Source organism: Sphingomonas sp. BK036 (assembly GCF_004216825.1).
GTDB lineage: Bacteria > Pseudomonadota > Alphaproteobacteria > Sphingomonadales > Sphingomonadaceae > Sphingomonas.
In genome coordinates this window covers 238,817-260,904 of the sequence record NZ_SGXR01000006.1, presented here as the reverse complement: position 1 = coordinate 260,904, position 22,088 = coordinate 238,817, and the positions used below count along the sequence as shown (strand labels likewise).

20 protein-coding genes and 1 tRNA gene are annotated in these 22,088 nt (G+C 68.1%); 12 read left to right on the top strand and 9 right to left on the bottom strand.

Annotation, left to right across the window (positions count from 1 at the left end; all coding sequences use genetic code 11):
• Window position 1 precedes the first annotated feature (1 nt).
• The gene (locus tag EV283_RS14425; protein WP_242615986.1) at window positions 2-1,273 is read left to right on the top strand and encodes a hypothetical protein; all 1,272 of its coding nucleotides are present in this window, start codon (window positions 2-4) and stop codon (window positions 1,271-1,273) included.
• On the opposite strand, the gene EV283_RS14420 is transcribed toward EV283_RS14425, so the two are convergent.
• Window positions 1,257-1,505, bottom strand: coding sequence for a hypothetical protein (locus tag EV283_RS14420; RefSeq protein ID WP_130326504.1), 249 nt, complete (start codon window positions 1,503-1,505; stop codon window positions 1,257-1,259). The two genes, EV283_RS14425 and EV283_RS14420, sit on opposite strands and share 17 nt — an antisense overlap.
• Before the next feature lie 146 nt (window positions 1,506-1,651).
• Window positions 1,652-2,632 (bottom strand): glycosyltransferase family A protein, encoded by a 981-nt coding sequence (locus EV283_RS14415; protein WP_130326502.1) that lies wholly within the window; start codon window positions 2,630-2,632, stop codon window positions 1,652-1,654.
• A 50-nt stretch (window positions 2,633-2,682) separates the two neighbouring features.
• Here EV283_RS14415 and EV283_RS14410 point away from each other — a divergent pair, with 50 nt between their 5' ends.
• Window positions 2,683-3,657: a glycosyltransferase family 2 protein gene (locus EV283_RS14410; RefSeq protein WP_130326500.1), complete on the top strand. Its 975-nt coding sequence runs from the start codon at window positions 2,683-2,685 to the stop codon at window positions 3,655-3,657.
• Window positions 3,657-5,174: a lipopolysaccharide biosynthesis protein gene (locus EV283_RS14405; protein ID WP_130326498.1), complete on the top strand. Its 1,518-nt coding sequence runs from the start codon at window positions 3,657-3,659 to the stop codon at window positions 5,172-5,174. Before EV283_RS14410 ends, EV283_RS14405 begins: the two co-directional genes overlap by 1 nt.
• Here the strand turns inward: EV283_RS14405 and EV283_RS14400 are convergent.
• The gene (locus tag EV283_RS14400) at window positions 5,171-6,187 is read right to left on the bottom strand and encodes a polysaccharide pyruvyl transferase family protein (RefSeq protein WP_165391793.1); all 1,017 of its coding nucleotides are present in this window, start codon (window positions 6,185-6,187) and stop codon (window positions 5,171-5,173) included. The genes EV283_RS14405 and EV283_RS14400 overlap by 4 nt on opposite strands.
• Before the next feature lie 323 nt (window positions 6,188-6,510).
• Here EV283_RS14400 and EV283_RS14395 point away from each other — a divergent pair, with 323 nt between their 5' ends.
• Window positions 6,511-7,527 carry an acyltransferase gene (locus EV283_RS14395; RefSeq protein WP_130326494.1) on the top strand — a complete coding sequence of 339 codons (1,017 nt, stop codon included), beginning with the start codon at window positions 6,511-6,513 and terminating at the stop codon, window positions 7,525-7,527.
• Window positions 7,528-7,566: 39 nt separating this feature from the next.
• On the opposite strand, the gene EV283_RS14390 is transcribed toward EV283_RS14395, so the two are convergent.
• Window positions 7,567-7,643, bottom strand: a tRNA-Pro gene (locus EV283_RS14390).
• Window positions 7,644-7,945: 302 nt separating this feature from the next.
• On the opposite strand from EV283_RS14390, the gene yajC reads away from it, so the two are divergent.
• From yajC to EV283_RS14370, 4 genes are read left to right on the top strand one after another with little or no spacing between them, the layout of a single operon-like run.
• Entirely contained in the window at window positions 7,946-8,287 is a 342-nt protein-coding gene (gene yajC, locus EV283_RS14385) for a preprotein translocase subunit YajC (RefSeq protein WP_130326492.1), read from the top strand.
• A complete protein-coding gene (secD, locus tag EV283_RS14380) occupies window positions 8,287-9,891 on the top strand; it encodes a protein translocase subunit SecD (RefSeq protein ID WP_130326490.1) in 1,605 nt (534 codons plus the stop codon). Before yajC ends, secD begins: the two co-directional genes overlap by 1 nt.
• Before the next feature lie 14 nt (window positions 9,892-9,905).
• Window positions 9,906-10,874 (top strand): protein translocase subunit SecF, encoded by a 969-nt coding sequence (gene secF, locus EV283_RS14375; protein ID WP_056416436.1) that lies wholly within the window; start codon window positions 9,906-9,908, stop codon window positions 10,872-10,874.
• The gene (locus EV283_RS14370) at window positions 10,875-11,249 is read left to right on the top strand and encodes an MTH938/NDUFAF3 family protein (protein ID WP_130326488.1); all 375 of its coding nucleotides are present in this window, start codon (window positions 10,875-10,877) and stop codon (window positions 11,247-11,249) included.
• On the opposite strand, the gene EV283_RS14365 is transcribed toward EV283_RS14370, so the two are convergent.
• On the bottom strand, window positions 11,231-12,412 hold the full coding sequence (locus EV283_RS14365) for a glycosyltransferase (RefSeq protein ID WP_130326486.1): 1,182 nt from the start codon (window positions 12,410-12,412) through the stop codon (window positions 11,231-11,233). The two genes, EV283_RS14370 and EV283_RS14365, sit on opposite strands and share 19 nt — an antisense overlap.
• A gap of 278 nt (window positions 12,413-12,690) precedes the next feature.
• Window positions 12,691-13,515 carry a class I mannose-6-phosphate isomerase gene (locus EV283_RS14360; protein ID WP_130326484.1) on the bottom strand — a complete coding sequence of 275 codons (825 nt, stop codon included), beginning with the start codon at window positions 13,513-13,515 and terminating at the stop codon, window positions 12,691-12,693.
• 135 nt (window positions 13,516-13,650) lie between these two features.
• Between EV283_RS14360 and EV283_RS14355 the strand changes: the two genes are divergently transcribed.
• Both EV283_RS14355 and recN read left to right on the top strand, forming a co-directional pair.
• Window positions 13,651-14,613 (top strand): outer membrane protein assembly factor BamD, encoded by a 963-nt coding sequence (locus EV283_RS14355; protein ID WP_130326482.1) that lies wholly within the window; start codon window positions 13,651-13,653, stop codon window positions 14,611-14,613.
• Window positions 14,614-14,679: 66 nt separating this feature from the next.
• Window positions 14,680-16,344, top strand: a complete 1,665-nt coding sequence (recN, locus tag EV283_RS14350) for a DNA repair protein RecN (RefSeq protein WP_130326480.1) — start codon at window positions 14,680-14,682, stop codon at window positions 16,342-16,344.
• Window positions 16,345-16,456: 112 nt separating this feature from the next.
• Here recN and EV283_RS14345 read toward each other — a convergent pair whose 3' ends face one another.
• Both EV283_RS14345 and EV283_RS14340 read right to left on the bottom strand, forming a co-directional pair.
• Window positions 16,457-16,801, bottom strand: coding sequence for a hypothetical protein (locus EV283_RS14345; RefSeq protein ID WP_130326478.1), 345 nt, complete (start codon window positions 16,799-16,801; stop codon window positions 16,457-16,459).
• A 153-nt stretch (window positions 16,802-16,954) separates the two neighbouring features.
• A complete protein-coding gene (locus EV283_RS14340) occupies window positions 16,955-17,734 on the bottom strand; it encodes a class II aldolase/adducin family protein (RefSeq protein ID WP_130326959.1) in 780 nt (259 codons plus the stop codon).
• A 98-nt stretch (window positions 17,735-17,832) separates the two neighbouring features.
• Between EV283_RS14340 and EV283_RS14335 the strand changes: the two genes are divergently transcribed.
• Entirely contained in the window at window positions 17,833-18,501 is a 669-nt protein-coding gene (locus EV283_RS14335) for a Crp/Fnr family transcriptional regulator (protein ID WP_130326476.1), read from the top strand.
• Between the two features lie 308 nt (window positions 18,502-18,809).
• On the opposite strand, the gene EV283_RS14330 is transcribed toward EV283_RS14335, so the two are convergent.
• Window positions 18,810-19,781, bottom strand: a complete 972-nt coding sequence (locus EV283_RS14330) for an SDR family oxidoreductase (RefSeq protein WP_130326474.1) — start codon at window positions 19,779-19,781, stop codon at window positions 18,810-18,812.
• Window positions 19,782-19,897: 116 nt separating this feature from the next.
• Between EV283_RS14330 and ligA the strand changes: the two genes are divergently transcribed.
• The gene (gene ligA / locus EV283_RS14325) at window positions 19,898-22,081 is read left to right on the top strand and encodes an NAD-dependent DNA ligase LigA (RefSeq protein ID WP_130326472.1); all 2,184 of its coding nucleotides are present in this window, start codon (window positions 19,898-19,900) and stop codon (window positions 22,079-22,081) included.
• Window positions 22,082-22,088 lie beyond the last annotated feature (7 nt).

The following is a 22,088-nucleotide window of genomic DNA, read 5'->3' as shown; positions in this document are numbered from 1 at the left end:
CGTGAGCGCCGCCTCGCTTTCGCGGCACGAGACGCTGCGCGACGACGCGGTGATGGACGCGGAGGACCAGTCCGCGCGCAACGGCCGGATCTTCGTCCACGGCACGCTGATCGCCTGCCTGATCCTGCAACGCTTCGGTGCGATGCCGGGCGGCAGCGCGCTGTTCATCAGCCTGCCGCTGTTCGCGCTGCTGCTCGGCTGGGGTCTTGCCAGCGGCATCGCGACGCTGCGGCCGCGCGGCATCGCGCTCTATTTCGTCTTCGCCGCCTGCACCTTGCTGTCGACGCTGATCGCACTGACGACGCCGGACGGGCGGTTCGGCACCAGCGTGCCCTCGATCGTCGCGATCCTGGTCACGTACAGCTTCACGCTGATCGGCCCGAGCGCCCGGTTCGACCGGACGACGGTGTTCCGGCTGTTCCTTGCCTATACGCGGTTCATCGCGGCGGCGGGCATCGTCCAATGGGCGGTGCAGTTCATCGGCATCCGGATCTTTTCGTTCATGGTGACCGTCCCCGCGCTGAAGCCGGTGCTGGTCGAGCCGCAGTTCAACTTCAACCCGATCCTGCATTACGGATCGACGATCCTGCGCTCCAACGGCTTCTTCCTGCTCGAGCCGAGCATGTTCTCACAGACGCTCGTGATTGCGGTCGTGATCGACTATTTCATCCTGGGGCGGGTCAAGTACCTGCCGCTGTACCTGGTCGCGTACATGCTGTCCTTCTCGGGCACCGGCGCGCTGTCGCTGGCGCTGGCGGTGCCCTTCTATGCGTGCCTGTCGGCGCGCAATTTCGGGCGGGTCGCGGGGTTTGCGATCGCGGGCGTCGTCGCGCTGGTGCTGGGGTCGATCGTGTTCCCCGAGCAGGTCGGATCGATGCTGAGCCGCACCAACGAGCTGAGCTATTCGGGGTCAAGCGGCTATGCGCGCTTCATCGGCCCGTTCCTGCCGATCGCGGAGCTGAGCCACGAAGCGCGGATCCTGATCGGCTGGGGGCCGGGCGCGACCGAACGCTATCTGTATTTCAAGGAAGGCACGGGCAATTCTATCGCCAAGCTGATCACCGATTACGGCGCGATCGGGATCACCGCGTTCCTCGCGATGTTCGCGGGCACGCTGTGGCGGCGCGAGACCGCGATCCTGTCGGTGCTGGCGCTGACCACCTTCATCATCGGCGGCGGCTATCTGTTGTTCACGCCGATGCTGGTGCTGCTGTTCCTGCTGTGCATCTGGGGCGGGACGACGCCCGGCGACGCGATCAGATCAGCCCGATGATCACGATCCAGAGCCCGATCCCGACGACCCCGGCAGCGGCCCAGGAGGTCAGCGAGATGCGACGCCCCTCGATCCCCCCCACCGGCGTCGGCACCGGCACCGCGGCTGGCGCGGCGGGCGACCGGGTCCCGGCATCGGCGTACCGCGCGTCGGTCCGGTTGAGCGGCTCCTGCGCGATCGGCGGGGACTGCATGGGCGTGTCGCCTGCTCCCATCGAATCCTTGCCAATCATCACGGCCTCTCCACCCCCTATTTTTTCCGCCTCACATGGCCGCAATCATGGCACGGCATAGCCCGAAGCCGCCCCATGTCCGCTGGACCTTATGTGCTTATCCTTCCATCATAGATCATGCGGGGGCGTTTGGCTTGCGGAATCCGCTACAGCGTCCGGTCGGCGTCGACATCCTGGTCGCGGAACCGCAGGCGCGACACGACCGCATGGTTGGTCCGGCGCTGCACCGCCGCCGCGACGACCATCGCCACGCGCTTGGGCTGCGGATCGAGCCACACTGCGCCGAGCATCAGCCGGCGCGCCTCCGTGAAACGGCGCATCGTGAAGTTGACCCGGCCGCACTCCCACATCTGACTGGCGCGCATCGTGCGTTCCAGCTTGCGCCAGGCCGGGGCGCTGAACCGCGCGCGGATCGCGGCATTGTTGCCGATCGTGTCGAGACAGGGCTGGTGATTGGCCCAGTCGACCGACAGGCCACCCGACGAGCTGCCCGGCCGGACGCGGAGCGAGAATATCTCGGGCTCGGTCCCGATAAACGCGAACTCGCCCTCGGCGGCGAGGCGGCACCAGAATTCCCAGTCCTCGCTCAGCCGCAGCCGCGTGTCGAAGCCGCCGAGCTTGCGTGCGACCGCGGTCCGGATCAGCACATGCCCGCCATTGGCGAGGAAATTGCCGCGCAGCATCGGTTCGAGCACGTCGCCATCGGGATAGCGGTGCTGCGCGAGCGGCTTCTGATCGGGATAGGGCGCGCCGCCCGGCAGGATCTTGAGGAACGTGCCGAACGCGGCGACCGCCGAGTCGCGCGCATCGAGCGATGCCGCAAGACGCGCGAACGCGGTCGGGTTGAGCACGTCGTCGCCGTCGAGGAACATCACGAACCGGCCCTGCGCGAGCGCCAGGCCGTGGTTTCGCGCTGCCGACACCCCCGCATTGCTTTGCTGCACCAGCGAAATACGCGGGTCGTCGAGCGTCCGGACCTCGGCCGCGGTGGCGTCGGTCGAGCCATCGTCGACGACGATCGCCTGCCATGCGCCGAACGATTGGGCCATGATGGATGCCAGACAGGGCAGGACGAGCCCGGCGACGTTGTATGCCGGCACGATCACGGTAATTTCGGGGTTCGACATCTTGCTCCTTTCGAGCAGCGATCCTGGAAACCCCCAACAAGGGAGCTCGTATGATCCAGGCCAGCGTCATTATCCCAGCCTATAATGCGGCGCAGTATATCGAAGCGGCAATCGCTTCCGCAATGCAGCAAGAACGCTGCACATTGGAGATCATCGTGGTCGATGACCGATCGACCGATACCACGGCCGCGATCGTCGCGGAAATCGCGCGCGGCGATCCCCGCGTGTCGCTGCTGGCACTGCCGCGCAACGGCGGGCCGTCGGCGGCACGTAATGCGGGAATCGCCGCGGCGCGCGGCGAGTGGATCGCGCTGCTCGATGCCGACGACAGTTTCGCGCCCACGCGCCTCGCGACGCTGATCGCGCTGGGCGAGGCGAAGCAGGCCGACATGGTGGCGGACAACCTGCTGCTGGTCGATGCGGTCGACGGATCGCAGATGCCGATGCTGGCGCCGGGCGCGCTTGCGGAACCCTGCCGGATCGACCTGACCGAGTTCATCGCGCGCAACATCTCCTCGCCCGACGCGCCGCGCACCAATTACGGGTTTCTCAAACCGGTGATGCGGCGCGCGTTCCTGGCGCAGCACGGGCTGCGCTATGACGAGACGGTGCGGTTCGCGGAGGATTTCGCGCTGTATGTCGGCTGCCTGCGCGCGGGTGCGCAGTGGTGGCTGCATCCCGAGCCGCTCTATCGCTATCTGGTGCGGCCCGATTCGCTGACGCAGATCCAGACGACCGGCGATCTCGATGCGTTGCGCCGTCGCCAGCGCAGCGTGCTGGCGGAAGCGCGCGCCGCCGGCGACGCACGGCTGGTGGCGTTGCTCCAGCAGCATCTCCGGACGATCGACCGGTGCTATTATTATCGTGGCTTTACCGACGAAGCGAAGGCTCGCCGCCCGCGCGCGGCATTCGGCTATCTGTTTGCGAGCCCGGCGAGCGTGCTGCTCGTCACACAGGAGGCTGCGCGCCAATTGCCGCTGATCCTGCGCAAGGCTTTGCGCGGCGGCTATGGGACGAAGACCTGATGACCGATAGCGTAACGCCGCCCGGCCTCTCGCCGCAAGCGCCCGATTTCTCGCCGCAGGGCAACGCCACCGCGCTCAAGCGGCAGTCGGCGGTCGGCGCGGCGGTGACGATGGGCAGCCAGGGCACCAAGTTCGTGCTCCAGTTTGGCAGCCAGGTCGTGCTCGCGCGGTTGCTGCTGCCGACCGATTTCGGCCTGCTGGCGATGGTCGGCCCGCTGGTGGCGGCCGCGCTGCTGCTGACCGACCTCGGCTTGTCGGCCGCCACCGTGCAGCGCCCGACGATCAACCAGGTCGAATTGTCGAGCCTGTTCTGGCTCAACGTGCTGATCGGCTGCGGCCTTGCCGGCGTCGCGGTGGCGGCGGCGCCGCTCGCGGCGATCTTCTACGCGACGCCTGCGGTGACGCCGGTGATGATGACGATGGCCGCCGCGCTGCTGCTGTCGAGCCTGTCCGCGCAACATATCGCGCTGCTCAACCGCCGCATGCGGTTCGGCGCGATCGCGATGATCGAGGTCGGCGCGCTGATCGCCGGCGTGATCGTCGGGGTCGGCGGTGCGCTGTGGGGGCTCGGCTATTGGTCGCTGGTGGCGATGCAGGTGACAAACGGCGCGGCGACGCTGACCCTCGCCTGTGTCTTCTCGCGGTGGCGGCCGTCGCGACCGGGCATCTCACGCGACGCGCTGCATCTGTTGCGGTTCGGCGGCACGGTGACCGGGTATAATCTGCTCGGCTATCTGATCACCAATCTCGACAATATCCTGATCGGCGCGCGGTTCGGCGCGGGGCCGCTCGGCATCTATGATCGCGCGTACAAGCTGATGTTCCAGCCGCTGTGGCAGATGACCGCGCCCGCCGCGCGAGTCGCGGTGCCGTTGCTGTCGCGGCTGTCGGCCGATCCCGCCGAGTATCGCGGGGCGTATCTCGCGATGCTCGGCGGCGTGCTCACGCTGACTACGCCCGGCATCCTGTGCGCGATCGTCTTTGCCAAGCCGGTGATCCTGGTGCTGCTCGGCGAACGCTGGATCGCCTCCGCGCCGACCTTCGCGTGGCTCGGCGTCGCCGCGCTCAGCCTGCAGCTGCGCCAGGCCGCATCGTGGCTGTTCGTCAGCCAGGGGCGTGCGCAGGAGCAGCTGAAATGGGGCGGGCTGGGATCCGCCGCGGTGATCGCGGGCTATCTCATCGGCATCTTCTGGGGCCCCAAGGGCGTCGCGATGTCCGCCGCGATCTCCAGCGCGGCGGTGCAGATCCCGATGATGTGGTGGGCGGTGACGCGCAGCGGCCCGGTGACGCGGAGCGACGCGATCCGGCTGATGGTCCCGATCGCCGCCGCCGCCGCGATCGCCGGCGGCCTGCTAGCGCTGGCCGCCTATGCGTTCGTCTGGGCCAGCCTGCCGATGCTCGCGCTGGCCGGGGTGCTGGCCTATGCGCTGTTCATCGGTGCGCTGGCCCTGTTCCCCGAGGGGCGCATCCAATTGGCCAAGGCCGGGGGGATCGTCCGCCGGCTGGCCAAACGCTAGCCCGCGCGGACGTCCGCGATCAGCCCGGCGACGGCGTGGTCGAGGCGGCCGAGACGATCGGCGAAGATGGCGTCGTCACTGAGATAGCTTTGGCCCGCCGCCGCCGCCTTGAGCGCGCGGCTCGCGGTTGCCAGCCGGCGTCCGTCGAACTGCGTTGCCGCGACCTTGAGCAACGCCTTGATCGCGCCGGGCGCCTTGACCGCGTCGATCACCGCGGGCTCTTCGCGGAACCGGTCCTGGAACTCCGCGATCAGCGCGGCATCGTCCGCGCCCGCCGAATCGACGCGCGCGACGCTGCGCCCGCCCGCCTGGGTCAGACGGCTGATCCGGTCGTAGCGGAACGACTCGAGCCGCGTGGTCGGCGGCAGCGGGACGGGCTGGTAGGCGAGATCGAGCGAGCCTGCCCAGTCGCGCCACTTGAAGATGCTGACCTCGGGCGAGATCATCACCGGGATCCACGGGATGCGCAGCGTGTCCGCGACGATCGCGCCGTGCATCGCCTCGGTCACGACCAGCTTGGCGCGGCCATAGCAGGCGAGGATCCGGTCGGGCGTCCATTGCGGATCGACGAAGGTCATGCCCGCGCGCTCGGCGGCGGCCTGCCAGTTGCTGTTCACCAGCGTCCGGTGATGCGGCATGAACAGGATCTCGTCGGCGCGCGCCGAGCGGGGGACGAGATCGGGCAGCCTGGCGAGCAGCGCCGCGCTGTCGGTGACCGCCGCGGACGGCTGTCCGACCACGCTGGCGGTGAGCGGGCCGCGGACCGCGCAATAGGTCCAGCGCGCAGAGTCGTCGGGCAAGCGGCCATAAGCGGCCCCCGACCCCATCACGAACACACGTTTGCCCACGGTCTCGACGCCGCGGAACCGCGCCTCGTCCAACAGGCTGCCGATGCCGACCAGCACGGTGTCGGGCGCCGAGCGGACGTCGTCGGGCAAGACGCGCGGCCAGATCAACTCGTTGAGGTCGTCGCCGAAATTGCCGACGGCATCCTTGTAGTAGACGATGTGCATAGCTGTTCCTGTCTCAGTCGTCGGCGATCGCGTGATGCGGCCGACCGGGCGGGTGCGCCTGGCCTGCCGCCAGTAAGGGTGCGGGGCGGCGGCGGGGGGACGACGCAGCAAGCCACGCGGGGCGGAAAACGTCGTCCATTTCGTTACTGCACCGCAACATTGACCGACATGCAAGGCCCCCCATGACCGGATCGGGACGTGTCGTGCAGCGTTCGCGTCTATCGCAGATCGCCGCGGTTCTTCGATCGCCCGAGCCGAACGGTGCCACGTTCCAAAGCATAGGCCACGCATGACGCGACCGCCCGAGGCTATGCTGCGCTGCAATGACGCGTCTTTATGGTCTTCAGTATCTGCGCGGTCTCGCTGCATGCGCGGTCGTCGCCTATCATGCAGCGGACCGCGCGCAGCGGCCCTTCACCGTCGGGGAAGCGGGCGTCGACCTGTTCTTCGTGCTCAGCGGGTTTCTGATGTGGGCGATCACCGATGCCGACAGCCGGCCGGGCCGATTCCTTGCCGACCGCGCCAAGCGGATCGTGCCGATCTACTGGATCGTGACATCGGTGATGCTCGCCGGCGCGCTTGCCGGGCTGTTCCCCGCGGTTCGGCTGAGCGTCGCGCATGTCGTCACCTCCTATGCGTTCCTCCCGTCGGTCTCGCCGAGCAATGGGCAGATATGGCCGTTGCTCGTGCCCGGGTGGACGCTGAATTACGAAGTGGGGTTCTACCTGCTGTTCGGGGCGGCGCTGTGCCTGCCGCGCGCGGTGCAGCTCGGCATGCTCACCGCGGTGCTGATCGCGCTGGCGGCGATCCATCCGCTTGTCGGGCGCGACCAGGCGGCGCTGTATTTCTATTCCGACCCGCATATCCTCGAGTTTCTCGGCGGACTGTGGCTGGCGCAGCTGTGGCGACGCCCGGCGTTCGGCCACGCGGCGACTCGCGGCGTGCTGATCGCGACGACGGTGGCGCTATGTGCGCTTGCGCTCGCCTTGCCCGCGGAATGGCCCAAGGCGCTGCGCTACGGATTGCCCGCGCTGTCGGCAGTCGCGACGATCCTCGCCTATGAGCGCCGGCCGGGCGGAATCGCCGAGCTGCCCGCGCTGCGGTTGCTCGGCGATGCGAGCTACTCGATCTATCTGTGGCACACGCTGGCGCTGGCAGTGACGGCGAAGATCGCGATGACGCTGCACATCGCCGGCGCGGTCGCGATCCCGCTGCACATGGTCGCCGGGATCGGCATCGGGCTGATCGGCTATGCCGGGCTCGAAAAGCCGGTGATGCGGTATTTCCATCGCCGCAAGCGCTTGGCTGCGGCCGCCCTAGACGCTCGCGCGACTGCATAAGCCGCGCCTGGGATCGAGTCCCGATGTGATGAAATAAAATGGTCGGGGCGACAGGATTCGAACCTGCGACCCCCACACCCCCAGTGTGATGCGCTACCAGGCTGCGCTACGCCCCGACCGATCGGGCAGTCGCAAGACCACCCGAGGGGCGCGCACTACGCGGGGTCGCGGCGGGATGCAAGTGCGAACACCGCCGGTTTGTGGACTCCTCGCCTGGAGCGGCGTTGCGGAGCGGGTCTGGCATGCGGGTGGTCGCGCGGGCGCCCCGTCTCATCCTCCGGCCATCTGTTGCGCGGGACCCCAAGCGATGATAGCGGGCGGACCAATGCGACCGGCCGCGCGGCGTGCGGCCTGAAACTCTCCTTCAGCCAGATATGGCCTCCAGCCAGACATGGCCTTTAGCCAGATACGGAACTCCATGTTCATCTCACCAGCTTATGCCCAGGCCGCAGACGGCGCCGCCACAGCCGGGAGCGGGATCGCCTCGTTCCTGAGCCTCGCGCCGCTCTTCCTCGTGTTCGTCGTGTTCTATTTCCTGATGATCCGCCCGCAGCAAAAGCGGATGAAGGCGCTGCAGGCGTCGGTCGCCGCGGTGAAGAAGAACGACAGCGTCGTCACGTCGGGCGGAATCCTCGGCAAGGTGACCAAGGTCGAGGATAATGTCGTCGAGGTCGAGATCGCGCCGAACGTCCGCGTTCGCGTCGTCAAGGCGACGCTGACCGACATTACGAGCCCGAACACGAAGCCGGCCAACGACTGATGTTGGATTTTCCGCGCTGGAAGGTCGGGTCGATCATCGGGTTGCTGGCGGCGCTCTGCCTGCTGGCGATTCCGAGTTTCCTCCCCGAGAGCACCACGAGCAAATGGGGTAGCATCCCCCATCCGCACATCAATCTCGGGCTCGATCTCGCGGGCGGCAGCTATCTGCTGCTCGAAGCGGATACCGCCGACCTCGCCGCGACTCGGATCGAGGCGATGCGCGACAGCGTGGCGGGGACGATGCGCAACGGCACGCCCAGAATCGAGATCGGCGACATTTCCACGCGCGGGGGTCAGCTGACCTTCCTGCTGCGCGATCCGAGCCAGGTCGACGCGGCGCGCGAGCGTCTGCTGGCGATCACCGGCGGTGGCGCCGGGATGAGCGGCCAGCGCGAATGGGACATCACTGTCGTCGACACGAGCCGGTTCGTGCTCAAGCCGACCGAGGCGGGGCTGACTCAGGCCGTCGACACCGCGATGAAGGACGCGACCGAAGTCGTCCGTCGTCGCATCGATGAGCTCGGCACCAAGGAGCCGACGATCGTCCGCCAGGGCGCGACCCGGATCGTCGTCCAGGTGCCGGGGCTGAAGAACCCGCAGGCGCTGAAGGAGCTGATCGGCAAGACCGCCAAGCTCGAGTTCAAGCTGGTCGACCAGACCGCGAACCCGACGGACCTTGCCAAGGGCATTGCGCCGATCGGCAGCCAGGTCCTCCCCTATCCCGGCAATCCGCAGGGCGTGCCGTTCATCGCGGTGAAGCGCTCGGTGATTATCTCGGGCGACCAGCTCGCCGATGCGCGCCAGGAGTTCGAGCAGCAGACCAACGCGCCGCAGGTGGCGATCACGTTCGACGCGGTCGGCGGGCGTCGCTTCGCCAAGGTGACGACCGAGAACACCAACAAGCCGTTCGCGATCATCCTCGACAATACGGTGATCTCCGCGCCGAACATCAATGAGCCGATCCTTGGTGGTCGTGCATCGATCTCGGGCAACTTCACGGTCGAGTCAGCGAACGCGCTGGCGATCTCGCTGCGTTCGGGCAAGCTGCCGGTCGCGTTGAAGGTGGTCGCGGAGAGCACCGTCAGCCCTGATCTCGGCAAGGATTCGATCCGCGCCGGCGTGCTCGCCTCGATCATCGCGGCGCTCGCGGTGATCGTGTTCATGTTCGTCACCTATGGCCGGTTCGGCCTGTATGCGAACCTCGCGGTGGTCATCAACATCCTGGTCATCGTCGCCGTCATGGCGATGCTGAACGCGACGCTGACGCTGCCTGGTATCGCCGGCTTCGTGCTGACGATCGGTACCGCGGTGGATGCCAACGTGCTGATCAACGAGCGTATCCGCGAAGAGCGGCGACGCGGGCGTAGCGTGATCCAGTCGGTCGAGCTCGGTTACAAGGAAGCGTCGCGGACGATCTTCGAGGCGAACGTGACTCATGCCATCACCGGCGTGATCATGTTGCTGCTCGGCTCGGGGCCCGTGAAGGGCTTTGCGGTCGTGCTGCTGATCGGGATCTGCACGTCGGTGTTCACCGCCGTCACGTTCACGCGGATGATGGTCGCGCTGTGGCTGCGGAAGAACCGCCCCACCACGATCAATATTTGAGGCGGGAGATTACCATGCGCCTGCTGAAACTCGTTCCCGACAACACCAACCTGAAGTTCGTGTCGCTCCGTAAATGGGCGTTCGGGCTGACCCTGCTGCTGTCGTTGCTGGCGATCGGACTCGTCGTGACGAAGGGGCTCAACATGGGCGTCGACTTTGTCGGCGGCGTCCTGATCGAAGAGAAGTTCGCGACCCCGCCGTCGATCGACGCGGTCCGGACCGAAGTCGACCGGCTCGGCGTCGGCGAGGCGTCGATCCAGTCGTTCAGCGACCCCAAGACGCTGTCGATCCGCCTGCCGATCCCGCAGAGCAACGACGAGGGGGCGACCAACCGCCTCGTCAAGAAGGTGTCGGACGACCTCGCGGTCAAGTTCCCCGGCGCAACCTTCTCGAAATACGACACGATCTCGGGCAAGGTGTCCGAGGAGCTGATCAGCAAGGGTCTGCTCGCGGTCGGCCTCGCCATCCTCGGCATCGCGCTGTTCGCGGTGGTGCGGTTCGAATGGCAGTTCGGCGTGTCGACCGTCGTCGCGATCGTCCACGATCTGTTGATGACGCTCGGCTTCTTCGCGCTGACGCAGTTCGAGTTCGACCTGAACATCGTCGCGGCGGTGCTGACGATCATCTCCTACTCGATCAACGACAAGATCGTGATCGACGACCGTATCCGCGAGAATATGCGCCGCTATCGCAAGATGGACATGCGCGAGATCATCGACCTGTCGGTGAACGAGACGCTGCCGCGGACGGTGATGACGTCGGTGACGATCCTGCTCGCGCTGGTCGCAATGCTGGTGCTCGGCGGGCATGTGCTGCGCGGGTTCACCGCGGCGATGATCCTGGGTATCGTCGTGGGCACCTATTCGTCGATCTACGTGTCGTCGTCGCTGCTGATCACGCTGGGGCTTCGTGCCGATCCGGCCCCGCGCAAGGGCGGCGTGCAGGACGGTGCCGAACGGGTGGGCCCGAAGGTCGAGCGCTAAATGAGGATGGACCGCGAGAAGACCGATGGGCCGATGATCTCGGCGATCGGTCGGGCTGGGTTCAAGGTCGACGACGGCTATTACACCGCATTGTCGATCAGTCCCGAGCGCGCGGATGGCTGGGCGCCGCCCGCGTTCGAGACGCTGGGCGAGGCCGACGTGGCGGCGTTGCTCGCGCTCGATCCGCCGCCCGAGTTCCTGTTGCTGGGGACCGGTTCGGCGCTGCGCCAGCCGCCGCTCGCGTTCAAGCGTGCGGTCGAGGCGCGCGGGTTCGGGATCGAGGCGATGGATAGCCGGGCTGCGGCGCGCGCATGGGCGGTGCTGCGCGGCGAGGGTCGCTGGATCGTGGCGGCGCTCTACCCGCTCGAAGGGTGATTCGCGGCTAACGTCGCCAGATGTGCATAGAGCGCGGCGGTGTTGGCTTCCCAGGTGAAGGCGGCCGCGGTGGCGCAGGTTGCCGCCGCTGTCGGGGGATCCTTGAGCAGCGCGTCGATCGCGGCGGCGAACGCCAGACCGTCGCGGATCGTGACCCGGCCGGCATCGGGCGACGTCACCACCTCCTGCGCGCCGCCGGCGTCGGTGATGACGATCGGCGTGCCGCAGGCGAGCGATTCGACCCAGGCGTTGGCGAGGCCCTCCGAACTGGAGGCGAGCGCGCTGACGTCGGCCGCCGCGATAAGCCGGGGCAGGTCCGTGTGCGGGACGGCGCCTAGCAGGCGGACCCGGTCGCTGATGCCGTGGCGCGCGATCTGCGCCTCGAGCGGTGCGCGTTCCGGCCCCTCCCCTGCGATCAGCAGCGTGACTCCGGGAAGTGCTGCGACCGCGTCGATGACGATGTCGTGCCGCTTGCGCGAAATCAGCGCGCCGACCGAGACGACCAGCGGGCCGGTGACGCCGAGTGCTGCCTTTGCGATGGCCCGGTCGATCGGGTGGAAGCGGGCTTGGTCGACGCCGGTGTGATGGACTCGGATGCGGTCGGCGGGGAGCCCTAGCGCGACCATGTCGGCCTTCATCGCCGCGCTGACCGCGAGCATGCCGTCTGCGCCCTGCCCCGCGGCGCGGACCGAGGCGGCCGTGGCGGGGGCGTTGCCCCAATGGTGGATATCCGCGCCCCGCGCCTTGATCGAGACGGGGACGCCGTAGCGTTTGCCGAGTGCAACCGCGGCCAGGCCGTCGGGGAAGAAGAACGAGGCGTCGATCACGTCGAACGCAAATGTTTCGCGCAACGCGTCGAGGACGGGGACGAGCGCGCGCTCGAGTGCGGCGGCGTGGCCGCGGCCTTGCGTAAAGGGGATGGCGGTGAAGCGGGGGCGGTAAACGTCGAGGCCTTTCCAGGTCTCGCGCCGGGGGAGTTTGGCGAGGGGTGCGTAATGGCGGAGGCGACCGAGCGGGCCCGGCGGAAGCCCGATCGGGGCGACGAGCTTGAGGTCGACGTCGGGATGCGCGGCGAGGCCCAGCGTCTGGCGCTCGACGAAGACGCCGAAATTGGGGCGGGTGACGTCGGGGAAGAGGGTGGAGAGGGTCAGGACGCGCAACATAGCGGCGGGTTATAGGGCGGCAGGGTTAACGGGGCCTATGCCAATGACTCCGCCCCGGCGGAGGCCGGGGCCCAGTTGGAAAGGTCGGAGTAACGAAGCGCTGCACTCAGTTAGCGACGTCCCCCAACTGGGCCCCGGCCTTCGCCGGGGTGGTCGCGATTCGGGGTGAGAGCTTCGTGCACCAACAATGTTTCCCCGCGAAGGCGGGGACTCAGACTGGGCTCCCGCCTTCGCGGGAGAACAATGAGTTAGCAGACGGACGGTGAAGCGTCGTCCGCTCAGATCCGCTTTGCCAGGGGATAGGCGAACAGCACGTCGGCGTCGGCGCTGGTCGAGACGGTTTCGCTGCCCGTCATCGTCGCGCATTCGCCGGCCTTGAACGCCACGCCGGCGACGTGGCCCGAGCCCGTGACCGGGATCACCCAGCCGGTCGTGCCCTCGGGCAGGTTGACGACATGATCGCCGCCCTTCCAGCGTTCGAGCACGAACTTGGGGCCCTCGACCATGATCGTGCGGCCGGTCTCGATCTCGATCGGCGGCGCGACGGGGACGTAGGGCGTCGGATCGGCGACATCGATGCCGTCCTTGAGGTGAAGCTCGCGGTCGCTGCCGTAATCGTAGAGCCGGTAGGTGGTCTCCGAATTCTGCTGGACCTCGATCACGGTCAGCCCGCCGCCGATCGCGTGGATCGTGTCCGACGCGCAATACATGAAGTCGCCGGGCTGGACGGGCTTCCAGTCGAGCTTGTCCTCGATCGTGCCGTCGATCGCCGAGGCGCGCAGGTCGTCCTTCGACATCGGCGCCTTCGTGCCGACCGCGATCGTCGAGGTCGGCTCGGCGGCGAGGATCGTCCAGCACTCGTCCTTGCCGCGCGGCAGGCCACGCTCATGCGCCTGCTCGTCATTGGGGTGGACCTGCACCGACAGCTTCTCGCTGGTGAACAGATATTTGATCAACAGGTCGGGCGTGGTGTTGCCGGGCTCCTGGAACCAGACCTCGCCGATCGGCGGCGAGCCCGCGGCGGGATCCTCGAAGCCGGGCCAGAGCGTGTCGCGACCCCATGGCTTTTCGACGCGGTGGGTGTGCAACAATGTGGCCGGCATGACATGATCCTCGATAGCAATGGCGTGACGCCAACGCGCGACTATTGCCGTGCGATCCGGTTGGCGGGAAGGGGCAAGAGCGACCCGGCGAAAAGGATTGTTCGCGGCTATCCGCTTACGCTAAGGATCACGCCGATGCGTATCACCCAGTCTCGTGCCCTCGCGGTCACGCTCATCGCCGCGCTTGCGCTCCCCATAGCCGGTTGTGCGGGTGGCCGCGCCGCCAAGGGCGACCTCCCCTATGTCGCGCGCGACGTGGGCACGCTGTACTCGACCGCCAAGCAGCGGCTCGACCAGGCGCGCTACAAGGAGGCAGCCCAGCTGTTCGACGAGGTCGAGCGACAGCATCCCTATTCGATCTGGGCGCGCCGCGCGCAGATCATGTCGGCATTCAGCTATTACCTCGCCAAGGATTACACCGCGTCGATCAGTTCGGCGCAGCGCTTCCTGGCGGTCCATCCGGGCAACCGCGACGCGCCCTATGCCTATTACCTGATCGCGCTCGGCTATTACGAGCAGATCACCGACGTGACCCGCGACCAGAAGATCACGCGCCAGGCGCTCGATTCGCTCGGCGAGCTGATGCGGCGCTATCCGAACACGCGCTACGCGTCGGATGCGCGGCTGAAGATCGATCTGGTCAACGACCATCTCGCGGGCAAGGAGATGGAGATCGGCCGCTTCTACGAGACGCGCGGCCAGTGGCTCGCGGCGAATGGCCGGTTCCGCACCGTGATCGACAAGTTCCAGCAGACCACGCACACGCCCGAGGCGCTGATGCGGCTGACCGAGACGTATCTGCAGCTCGGCGTGCCGATCGAAGCCGAGAAGGCCGCGGCGGTGCTCGGGCGCAACTATCCCGGGACCGACTGGTATGATCACGCCTACAAGCTGATGCGCGACCATCCGGTCAAGCCGATCGCCCCGCTCGCGCCCGGCGAGCCGGTGGTGGCGACGGGTACCGCGGGGACGCCGGGCACCGGCGCGCTCGAGCTTCCCAAGGCTAATGGCAACACCGGCGGCACCGGCGCGGGCAGCATTTCGAGCCCCGCACCGGTCGGTCCGGGCAGCGCGACGCGGACCGGCCCCGGTAACTGATCGCAAAATCGGCGATGAGAACAATGGGGGATCACCTTCACGCGCGGATCGGCTAAGACGCGCGCGATGCTGACCGATCTTTCCATTCGCGACGTGGTGCTCATCGAGGCGCTGGATCTGGGATTCGGCGAAGGGCTCGGCGTGCTGACCGGCGAGACCGGGGCGGGCAAGTCGATCCTGCTCGATGCGCTGGGGCTGGCGCTCGGCGGGCGCGGCGACAGCGGGCTGGTGCGACATGGCGCTGCGCAGGCGGTCGTCACCGCGACGTTCGACGCCCCTGCCCCCGAATCGCCGCTCGCGCTGCTGTTCGACGAGAACGGGCTCGAGATCGAGCGCGGCGAGCCGCTGATCGTCCGGCGGATCGTCAAGGCGGACGGCGGCAGTCGCGGGTTCGTCAATGACCAGCCCGCGTCGGCGGGGCTGCTGCGCGAGATGGCGCCGCATCTGGTCGAGATCCACGGCCAGCATGACGAACGCGGGTTGCTCAATGCGCGCGGGCATCGTGCGCTCCTCGACATTTTCGGGCGGACCGAGCCGGGGGCGACGGGCAAGGCCTATGCGGGGTTTCGTGCGGCCGAGGCCGAGCTTGCCGCCGCACGTGCGGATATCGAGACGGCGGCGCGCGATCGCGAGTGGCTGGAGCATACCGTTGCCGAACTGACCGCGCTGGCGCCGGTCGCGGGCGAGGAAGAAACGCTGGCGGATACGCGGCGATCGATGCAGCGCGCGGAGAAGATCGCGGACGATCTGGCCGCGATCGACGATTTTCTCGAGGGCAAGGACGGCGGGCTGGCGAAGCTGCGCCAGGCGGCGCGCGTGCTCGAGCGGATCGCGGAGGATCATGTCGCGCTGGGCGAGGCGCTCGCGGCGGTCGACCGTGCGGTGATCGAGGCGTCGGTGGCCGAAGAGCAGTTGCGCGATGCGCGCGCCGAGCTCGCTTATGATCCACGCGCGCTGGAGGATGACGAGGCGCGGCTGTTCGAGCTGCGCGCGATGGCGCGCAAGCATCGCGTCCAGCCGGATGATCTGGCGGCGCTGGCGGACGAAATGCGCGCGCGGCTCGAGCGGCTCGATGCGGGTGAAGGCGGGATTGCGATGCTCGAAGCGCGCGTGGCGTCGACGCGCAAGGCGTATGATACGGCCGCGGATGCGCTGACGAAGCGGCGGCTGGCGGCGGCAAAGCGACTCGATGTCGCGGTGGCGGGCGAGCTGGCGCCGCTGAAGCTGGATGCGGCGCGGTTTCAGACGGTGGTCGCGCCGCTGGGCGAAGAGGGCTGGTCGGCGGCGGGCAAGGACCGGGTCGAGTTCGAGATCTCGACCAATCCGGGCGCGCCGTTCGCCGCGCTGACCAAGATCGCATCGGGCGGCGAACTGTCGCGCTTCATCCTCGCGCTGAAGGTCGCGCTGGCGGAAGAGGGCGGCGCGTCGACGATGGTGTTCGACGAGATCGACCGCGGCGTCGGCGGCGCGGTGGCGAGTGCTATCGGCGAGCGACTCGCGCGGCTGGCGCAGAGCACGCAGCTGTTGGTGGTGACACACAGCCCGCAGGTGGCGGCGCGCGGCGCGAAACACCTGCTGATCGCCAAGAGCAACGACGGGACGGTCACGCGGACCGGCGTGCGTGCGCTGTCCGAGGACGAGCGGCGCGAGGAGATCGCGCGGATGCTGTCGGGGGCGATGATCACCGACGAAGCGCGCGCGCAGGCGGAGCGGTTGTTGGAGCGCGCCTGATCGGCTGTGTTCCTTCGAGCTTCCCGTTTCCCCACGGGGCCAGCGTAACAATCAGTAATGTGTGTGAGCCTGGGCTCCCGCCTTCGCGGGAGAACAGTAAGAGATCGGGCGCTCAGGGCATCTCGTGTCGCGGGTGGCCGAGATGGATCTTGAGCACCGGCACGACGATGGAGTCGCCGCCGACTTTGCGAAGGCCGTGCAGCGCGCGGCTGCCGATGCCGCCGTCTTCGCGGATCGCGGCGTGGAGGGGGGATTGCTCGGTGTGGATCATGTCGTCGAGGCCGGCCGCGCTGGCGTCCGAGCGGGGCCATAGAGTCTGCTGGACGCGGTCGTTGGCGGACGAATCGTCGTTCCAGTCGTAGCCGATCGCGGGCGCGGGTTTGGGCGAGATATGGGTTTGCTGCGCCGTGGCGGGCGTGGCGCAGAGCATGACCACCATTAAAGCTATCGCCTTCATCGTGCCCTCCCTGCCCCCCCGGCGGAGGCCGGGGCCCAATTGGAAAACAGCAGTTGGTCAGCGCGGTACTGCGTTACAGCGACCTTTCCACCTGGGCCCCGGCCTTCGCCGGGGTGGTGGCCTTGGTTAGTGTCCTCCGACGAAAACCCGGGCTCAGTCGCGGAAGCTCGGGTCGATCCGGTCGAGTTTGCGGAGCAGCGCCGGCCAGGCGAGGCCGTCGGCCAGCATCCGCATGCCGGGACCGCTCGACTGGCCCTCGACCTTCTCCGCCACGCCCTGGTTCGGGGTGTTGAGATTCTCGCGCCCGGCGCTCAGCATCAGCACCTGCGCCTCGCACGCGCGCTCGAGGAAATACATGCGCAGGAACGCCTGCGGGATCGAGTCGCCGACCGTCAGCGTGCCGTGGTTGCGCAGGATCATGCTGTGCTTGGTGCCGAGATCCTCGACCAGCCGCTCGCGCTCCTCGAGCTCGGTCGCGATACCCTCGAAGTCGTGATACGCGACGTCGTGCCCGGCGATCATCGCGGTCTGCGTGTGCGGGAGCAGCCCCTCCGCCATCGCCGACACCGCCTGGCCGTGCGGGGTATGCAGGTGGAGCACCGCGACCGCATCCTCGCGCGCGGCGTGGATCGCGGAGTGGATCACGAAGCCGGCGCGGTTGACCGGCGCGGGCGTGTCCATGACCTTGTCGCCGTTGACGTCGATCTTGACGAGCGACGACGCGGTGATCTCCTCGAACATGTGCGTGTAGGGGTTGATCAGGAAATGATGCTCGGGGCCGGGCACGCGCGCGGACAGATGCGTGAAGATCAGGTCGTCCCAGCCATAATGCGCGACGAGCCGGTATGCGGCGGCGAGATCGACTCGGAGCGCCCATTCCTCGGGCGACACCAGATCGCGTACGGTCGGCTCGGTCCTGAGTGCGGTCGCCATCATCCATCTCCTGTTATTATGCGCTGGAAATAGCATGGCCCTCGGCGCGACAATGTCGCCGGATTGACAATCTCCCCGATCGGTCGACACGATGCGTCATGGCACCGATCGATACCGGGCTGCTCGAAGCCGATGCGTGGTTCGGCGCGGTGCCCGCCGCGCGCCGCGCGCTGTTGCTGGCGCAGGCGAGCGTTCGGACGGTCGCGGCGGGGACTCGGCTGTACGGCGTCGGCGATCCGCCCGACGGGCTGTGGGCGGTGCTCGACGGGCAGGTCCGGCTGATCGGATACCCCGCGGTCGGCGCGGAGCTGGTGGTGCTGATGATGGGGCCGGGAACGTGGTTCGGCGAGCTGTCGACGCTCGACGCGGGGCCGAGGCCGCACGATGCGGTCGCATTCGGCGCGGCGCGCGTGCTGCATATCGGGATCGAGGCGTTCCGGCGGTTGGCAGGCGCCACGCCCGAATTGTGGTGGGACATCGCGCTGCTGGCGTGCGCGCACCAGCGTGCGTCGCTCGCGTTCATGATGAACACGCTGGCGCAGCCGATCCCGGTGCGGGTCGCGCGGACGCTCGCCGGGCTGGCGCGCGCCGCTGGCGGAGACGGAATCGCGCTGCGGCAGGAGGATATCGCCGCAATGATCGGGGTGTCGCGGCAGACGCTCAACAAGGCGCTGAAGGCGATGGAGCGCGAGGGGGTGATCGCGCTGGACTATGCGCGGATCCGGGTGGTGGATGCGGAGGGGTTGCGGCGGTTGGGTAAGGGGTGAGGCGGTCCGGCAACGTTAAGGGAATACCACCCCGGCGGAGGCCGGGGCCCAATTGGGGGACGGTTTTAACGACGCGCATCGCTCCGTTACGACGACCTTTCCAATTGGGCCCCGGCCTTCGCCGGGGTGGAGTGAGCGCCGGGGTGGAGTGGGCCGTTGCAGTCTGTGATCCTCCCCCGCCAGGGGGAGGTGGCTGGCACTTGCCAGACGAAGGGGGAGGACGAGATAACGTCTGCTCCGTGTCCACCCCCTCCGTCACCTTCGGTGCCACCTCCCCCTTGCGGGGGAGGATCGTGCGGGGGCCAGCGTTACAGCACGCCGCTGCCGCCGGTGGCTGCGAACGCGCTGCCGCTGGTGAAGCTCGTGCCCGTCTCCGCCAGCGTCACGAACAGCGACGCGAGTTCGGCGGGCTGGCCGGCGCGGCCGAGCGGCGTGTCCTGGCCGAACTCACCCATCTTGCCCGGGAGCTGGCCGCCCGCGACCTGGAGCGGCGTCCAGACGGGGCCCGGCGCGATCATGTTGACGCGGATGCCCTTCTTGCCGAGCTGCTTGGCGAGTCCCTTGGTGAAGATCAGGATCGCGCCCTTGGTGGTCGCGTAATCGAGCAGTTCCTTGCCCGGATCGACCGAATTGACCGACCCCGTGTTGATGATCGACGCGCCCGGCTTCATCAACGGGATCGCCGCCTTGCAGAGGTGGAACATCGCATAGACGTTGGTCTTCATCGTCCGGTCGAACTGCTCGACGCTGATCTCGGCGATCGACGCCTTCGACTGCTGATAGGCGGCGTTGTTGACGAGGATGTCGAGCCCGCCGAGCTCGCGTGCGGCGCGCGCGATCAGGTCGGTGCAGAATTTCGCATCGGTCAGGTCGCCGGGGATCAGCACGACCTTGCGCCCCTCGGCGCGGAGCAGCTTGGCGACATCCTGCGCGTCGGGTTCCTCGGTCGGGTAATAGTTGATCGCGACGTCGGCGCCCTCGCGCGAGAACGCGATCACCGCCGCACGACCGATCCCCGAATCGCCGCCGGTGACCAGCGCCTTGCGGCCCGCGAGCCGTCCCGAGCCGCGATAGCTGGCTTCGCCGCAATCGGGGACCGGGCGCATGTCGCGCTGGAGCGCGGGCCATTTCTGGCGCTGTTCGGGGAAGGGCGTCGAGACGAAGCGCGTCTGCGGATCGGCGAGCGGCGCCTGGCCTTGCGCGAACGCGGGTGCGGCGGCGGCGGCGAGGCCGGTGACGGCGGCGCCCTTGAAGAGGTCGCGACGATTGGTGTCGGTCATGATGGCGGATCCTGCGAAAAATTGTCCTGGAATGTCAGCGCGCAAGTCGCGCGAATGTTCACGCCATGTTGATCGAGGTCTTGTCGAAAGGTGGCCCCCTCCCCTAACCCGGCGCGATGCCTGACCTTCCCGCGACCGAGACCGAAGCCGCCACCGAACTGGAGGCGCTCGCCGCGCAGATCGCGTATCACAACGCGCGCTATCACACCGACGACTCGCCCGAGATCAGCGATGCCGACTATGACGCGCTGGTGCGGCGCAATGCGGCGATCGAGACGGCGTTTCCGGCGGCGGTACGCGCCGATTCGCCGAGCCGGACGGTGGGCGCGGCGCCTGCCGGGCATCTCGCGAAGGTCGCGCATGCCAAGGCGATGATGAGCCTCGACAATGCGTTTGCGGACGAGGAGGTCGAGGAGTTCGTCGCGCGCGTGCGCCGGTTCCTGAAGCTGGCGGACGACGCGCCGGTGGCGCTGACCGCGGAGCCGAAGATCGACGGGCTGTCGTGTTCGCTGCGGTATGAAGAGGGGCGGCTGGTGCAGGCGCTGACGCGGGGTGACGGGCAGGTCGGCGAGGACGTGACGGCCAATGTGAGAACCATTGCTGACATTCCCCAGACCTTGTTCCCCCGCGAAGGCGGGGGCCCAGACTGGGCCCCCGCCTTCGCGGGGGAACACGAGAGCGAGGGCATTCCTTCGGTCTTCGAGGTTCGCGGCGAGGTGTATATGGCGAAGGACGACTTCGCCGCCTTGAACGCGCGCCTGCTCGCCGAGGCCGAGGAGACGGGCAAGGACGCGCGGCAGTTCGCCAATCCGCGCAACGCCGCTGCCGGATCGCTGCGTCAGAAGGATGCAGGCGTGACCGCGAGCCGGACGCTACGCTTCCTCGCGCATGGCTGGGGCGAGGCGAGCGTCGTGCCGGGTGAGACGCAGGCCGAGGTGGTCGACACGCTGCGCGGCTGGGGCTTTCCGATCGCCGACGGGTTCGCGCGAGTCGAGGGGACGGCCGCGGCGCTCGACGTGTACCGAAAAATCGAAGCCGAGCGCGCCGACCTGCCGTTCGACATCGACGGCGTGGTCTACAAGGTCGACCGGCTCGACTGGCAGGCGCGGCTGGGTCAGGTCGCGAAGGCGCCGCGCTGGGCGATCGCGCACAAGTTTCCGGCCGAGCGCGCGCAGACTCTGCTCGAGCGGATCGACATCCAGGTCGGGCGGACCGGCGCAATGACCCCGGTCGCGCGGCTGTCGCCCGTCACCGTCGGCGGCGTCGTCGTGACCAACGCGACACTGCACAATGCCGACGAGATCGAGCGACTCGGCGTGCGGCCGGGCGACCGCGTGCTGGTGCAGCGCGCCGGCGACGTGATCCCGCAGATCGTCGAGAATCTGACGCCCGATGCGGAGCGCGACGCGTATGTCTTCCCGCATAGCTGCCCCGAATGCGGGTCCGCCGCAGAGCGCGAGGAGGGCGAGGTCGTCTATCGCTGCACCGGCGGGCTGATCTGCCCGGCGCAGCGGGTCGAGCGGCTGATCCACTTCGCGTCGCGTCATGCGTTCGACATCGGCGGGCTCGGCCAGACGCTGATCGAGGCGTTCTTCCGCGACGGGCTGATCGAATCGCCTGCCGATATCTTCCGGCTGACCGAGGAGCAGCTCGCCGCGCGCAAGAAGGACGGGCGAGTCTGGGCGGCGAAGGTCATCGCGGCGATCGAGACCAAGCGGACGATCCCGCTCGACCGGTTCCTGTTCTCGCTCGGCATCCGCCACGTCGGCGAGATTACCGCACGCGACCTTGCGCGACGCTATGTGTCAGCCAAGGCACTCGGCAGCGTGCTGCGGCACGCGGTCTTCCTGCGTTCGCAGATCGAACCCGTCATCGGCGAACCCGAGCGGAAGTTCGTGCTCCGCCGCGACAAGCTGCTGGTGGGCGCAATCGAGACTGCGGGGATCGGCCCCGAGGTGGCGAGCGCGCTTATCGGTTTCTGCGCCGAGCCGCACAACCGCCGGGTCGTGTTCGACCTGTTGCGCGAGGTGAAGCCCGCCGACGTCGTGCACGAGACTCGCGAGTCGCCGGTGACCGGGCAGATCCTCGTCTTCACCGGCAGCCTGGAGACGCTCAGCCGCGACGAGGCCAAGGCGCAGGCGGAAGCGCTGGGCGCGCGAGTCGCGGCGTCGGTGTCGAGCAAGACCGGGCTGGTCATCGCCGGACCGGGCGCAGGCTCGAAGCTGAAGAAAGCCACCGAGCTCGGCATCCGCGTGATCACCGAGGCCGAATGGGCGGAGATCGTCGCCGCCGCGGGCTGACGCCGAG

What these genes read in the sequence shown, in the direction of transcription:
- EV283_RS14410 (WP_130326500.1), top strand. Translation starts at nt 2,683, where the DNA reads ATGATCCAGGCCAGCGTCATTATCCCAGCCTATAATGCGGCGCAGTAT.
- recN (WP_130326480.1), top strand. Translation starts at nt 14,680, where the DNA reads ATGCTGACCGATCTTTCCATTCGCGACGTGGTGCTCATCGAGGCGCTG.
- EV283_RS14355 (WP_130326482.1), top strand. Translation starts at nt 13,651, where the DNA reads ATGCGTATCACCCAGTCTCGTGCCCTCGCGGTCACGCTCATCGCCGCG.
- EV283_RS14330 (WP_130326474.1), bottom strand. Translation starts at nt 19,781, where the DNA reads ATGACCGACACCAATCGTCGCGACCTCTTCAAGGGCGCCGCCGTCACC.
- EV283_RS14345 (WP_130326478.1), bottom strand. Translation starts at nt 16,801, where the DNA reads ATGAAGGCGATAGCTTTAATGGTGGTCATGCTCTGCGCCACGCCCGCC.
- EV283_RS14415 (WP_130326502.1), bottom strand. Translation starts at nt 2,632, where the DNA reads ATGTCGAACCCCGAAATTACCGTGATCGTGCCGGCATACAACGTCGCC.
- EV283_RS14360 (WP_130326484.1), bottom strand. Translation starts at nt 13,515, where the DNA reads ATGCCGGCCACATTGTTGCACACCCACCGCGTCGAAAAGCCATGGGGT.
- EV283_RS14420 (WP_130326504.1), bottom strand. Translation starts at nt 1,505, where the DNA reads ATGATTGGCAAGGATTCGATGGGAGCAGGCGACACGCCCATGCAGTCC.
- EV283_RS14335 (WP_130326476.1), top strand. Translation starts at nt 17,833, where the DNA reads ATGGCACCGATCGATACCGGGCTGCTCGAAGCCGATGCGTGGTTCGGC.
- secD (WP_130326490.1), top strand. Translation starts at nt 8,287, where the DNA reads ATGTTGGATTTTCCGCGCTGGAAGGTCGGGTCGATCATCGGGTTGCTG.
- EV283_RS14400 (WP_165391793.1), bottom strand. Translation starts at nt 6,187, where the DNA reads ATGCACATCGTCTACTACAAGGATGCCGTCGGCAATTTCGGCGACGAC.
- EV283_RS14365 (WP_130326486.1), bottom strand. Translation starts at nt 12,412, where the DNA reads ATGTTGCGCGTCCTGACCCTCTCCACCCTCTTCCCCGACGTCACCCGC.
- ligA (WP_130326472.1), top strand. Translation starts at nt 19,898, where the DNA reads ATGCCTGACCTTCCCGCGACCGAGACCGAAGCCGCCACCGAACTGGAG.
- EV283_RS14395 (WP_130326494.1), top strand. Translation starts at nt 6,511, where the DNA reads ATGACGCGTCTTTATGGTCTTCAGTATCTGCGCGGTCTCGCTGCATGC.
- secF (WP_056416436.1), top strand. Translation starts at nt 9,906, where the DNA reads ATGCGCCTGCTGAAACTCGTTCCCGACAACACCAACCTGAAGTTCGTG.
- EV283_RS14370 (WP_130326488.1), top strand. Translation starts at nt 10,875, where the DNA reads ATGAGGATGGACCGCGAGAAGACCGATGGGCCGATGATCTCGGCGATC.
- EV283_RS14340 (WP_130326959.1), bottom strand. Translation starts at nt 17,734, where the DNA reads ATGGCGACCGCACTCAGGACCGAGCCGACCGTACGCGATCTGGTGTCG.
- yajC (WP_130326492.1), top strand. Translation starts at nt 7,946, where the DNA reads ATGTTCATCTCACCAGCTTATGCCCAGGCCGCAGACGGCGCCGCCACA.
- EV283_RS14405 (WP_130326498.1), top strand. Translation starts at nt 3,657, where the DNA reads ATGACCGATAGCGTAACGCCGCCCGGCCTCTCGCCGCAAGCGCCCGAT.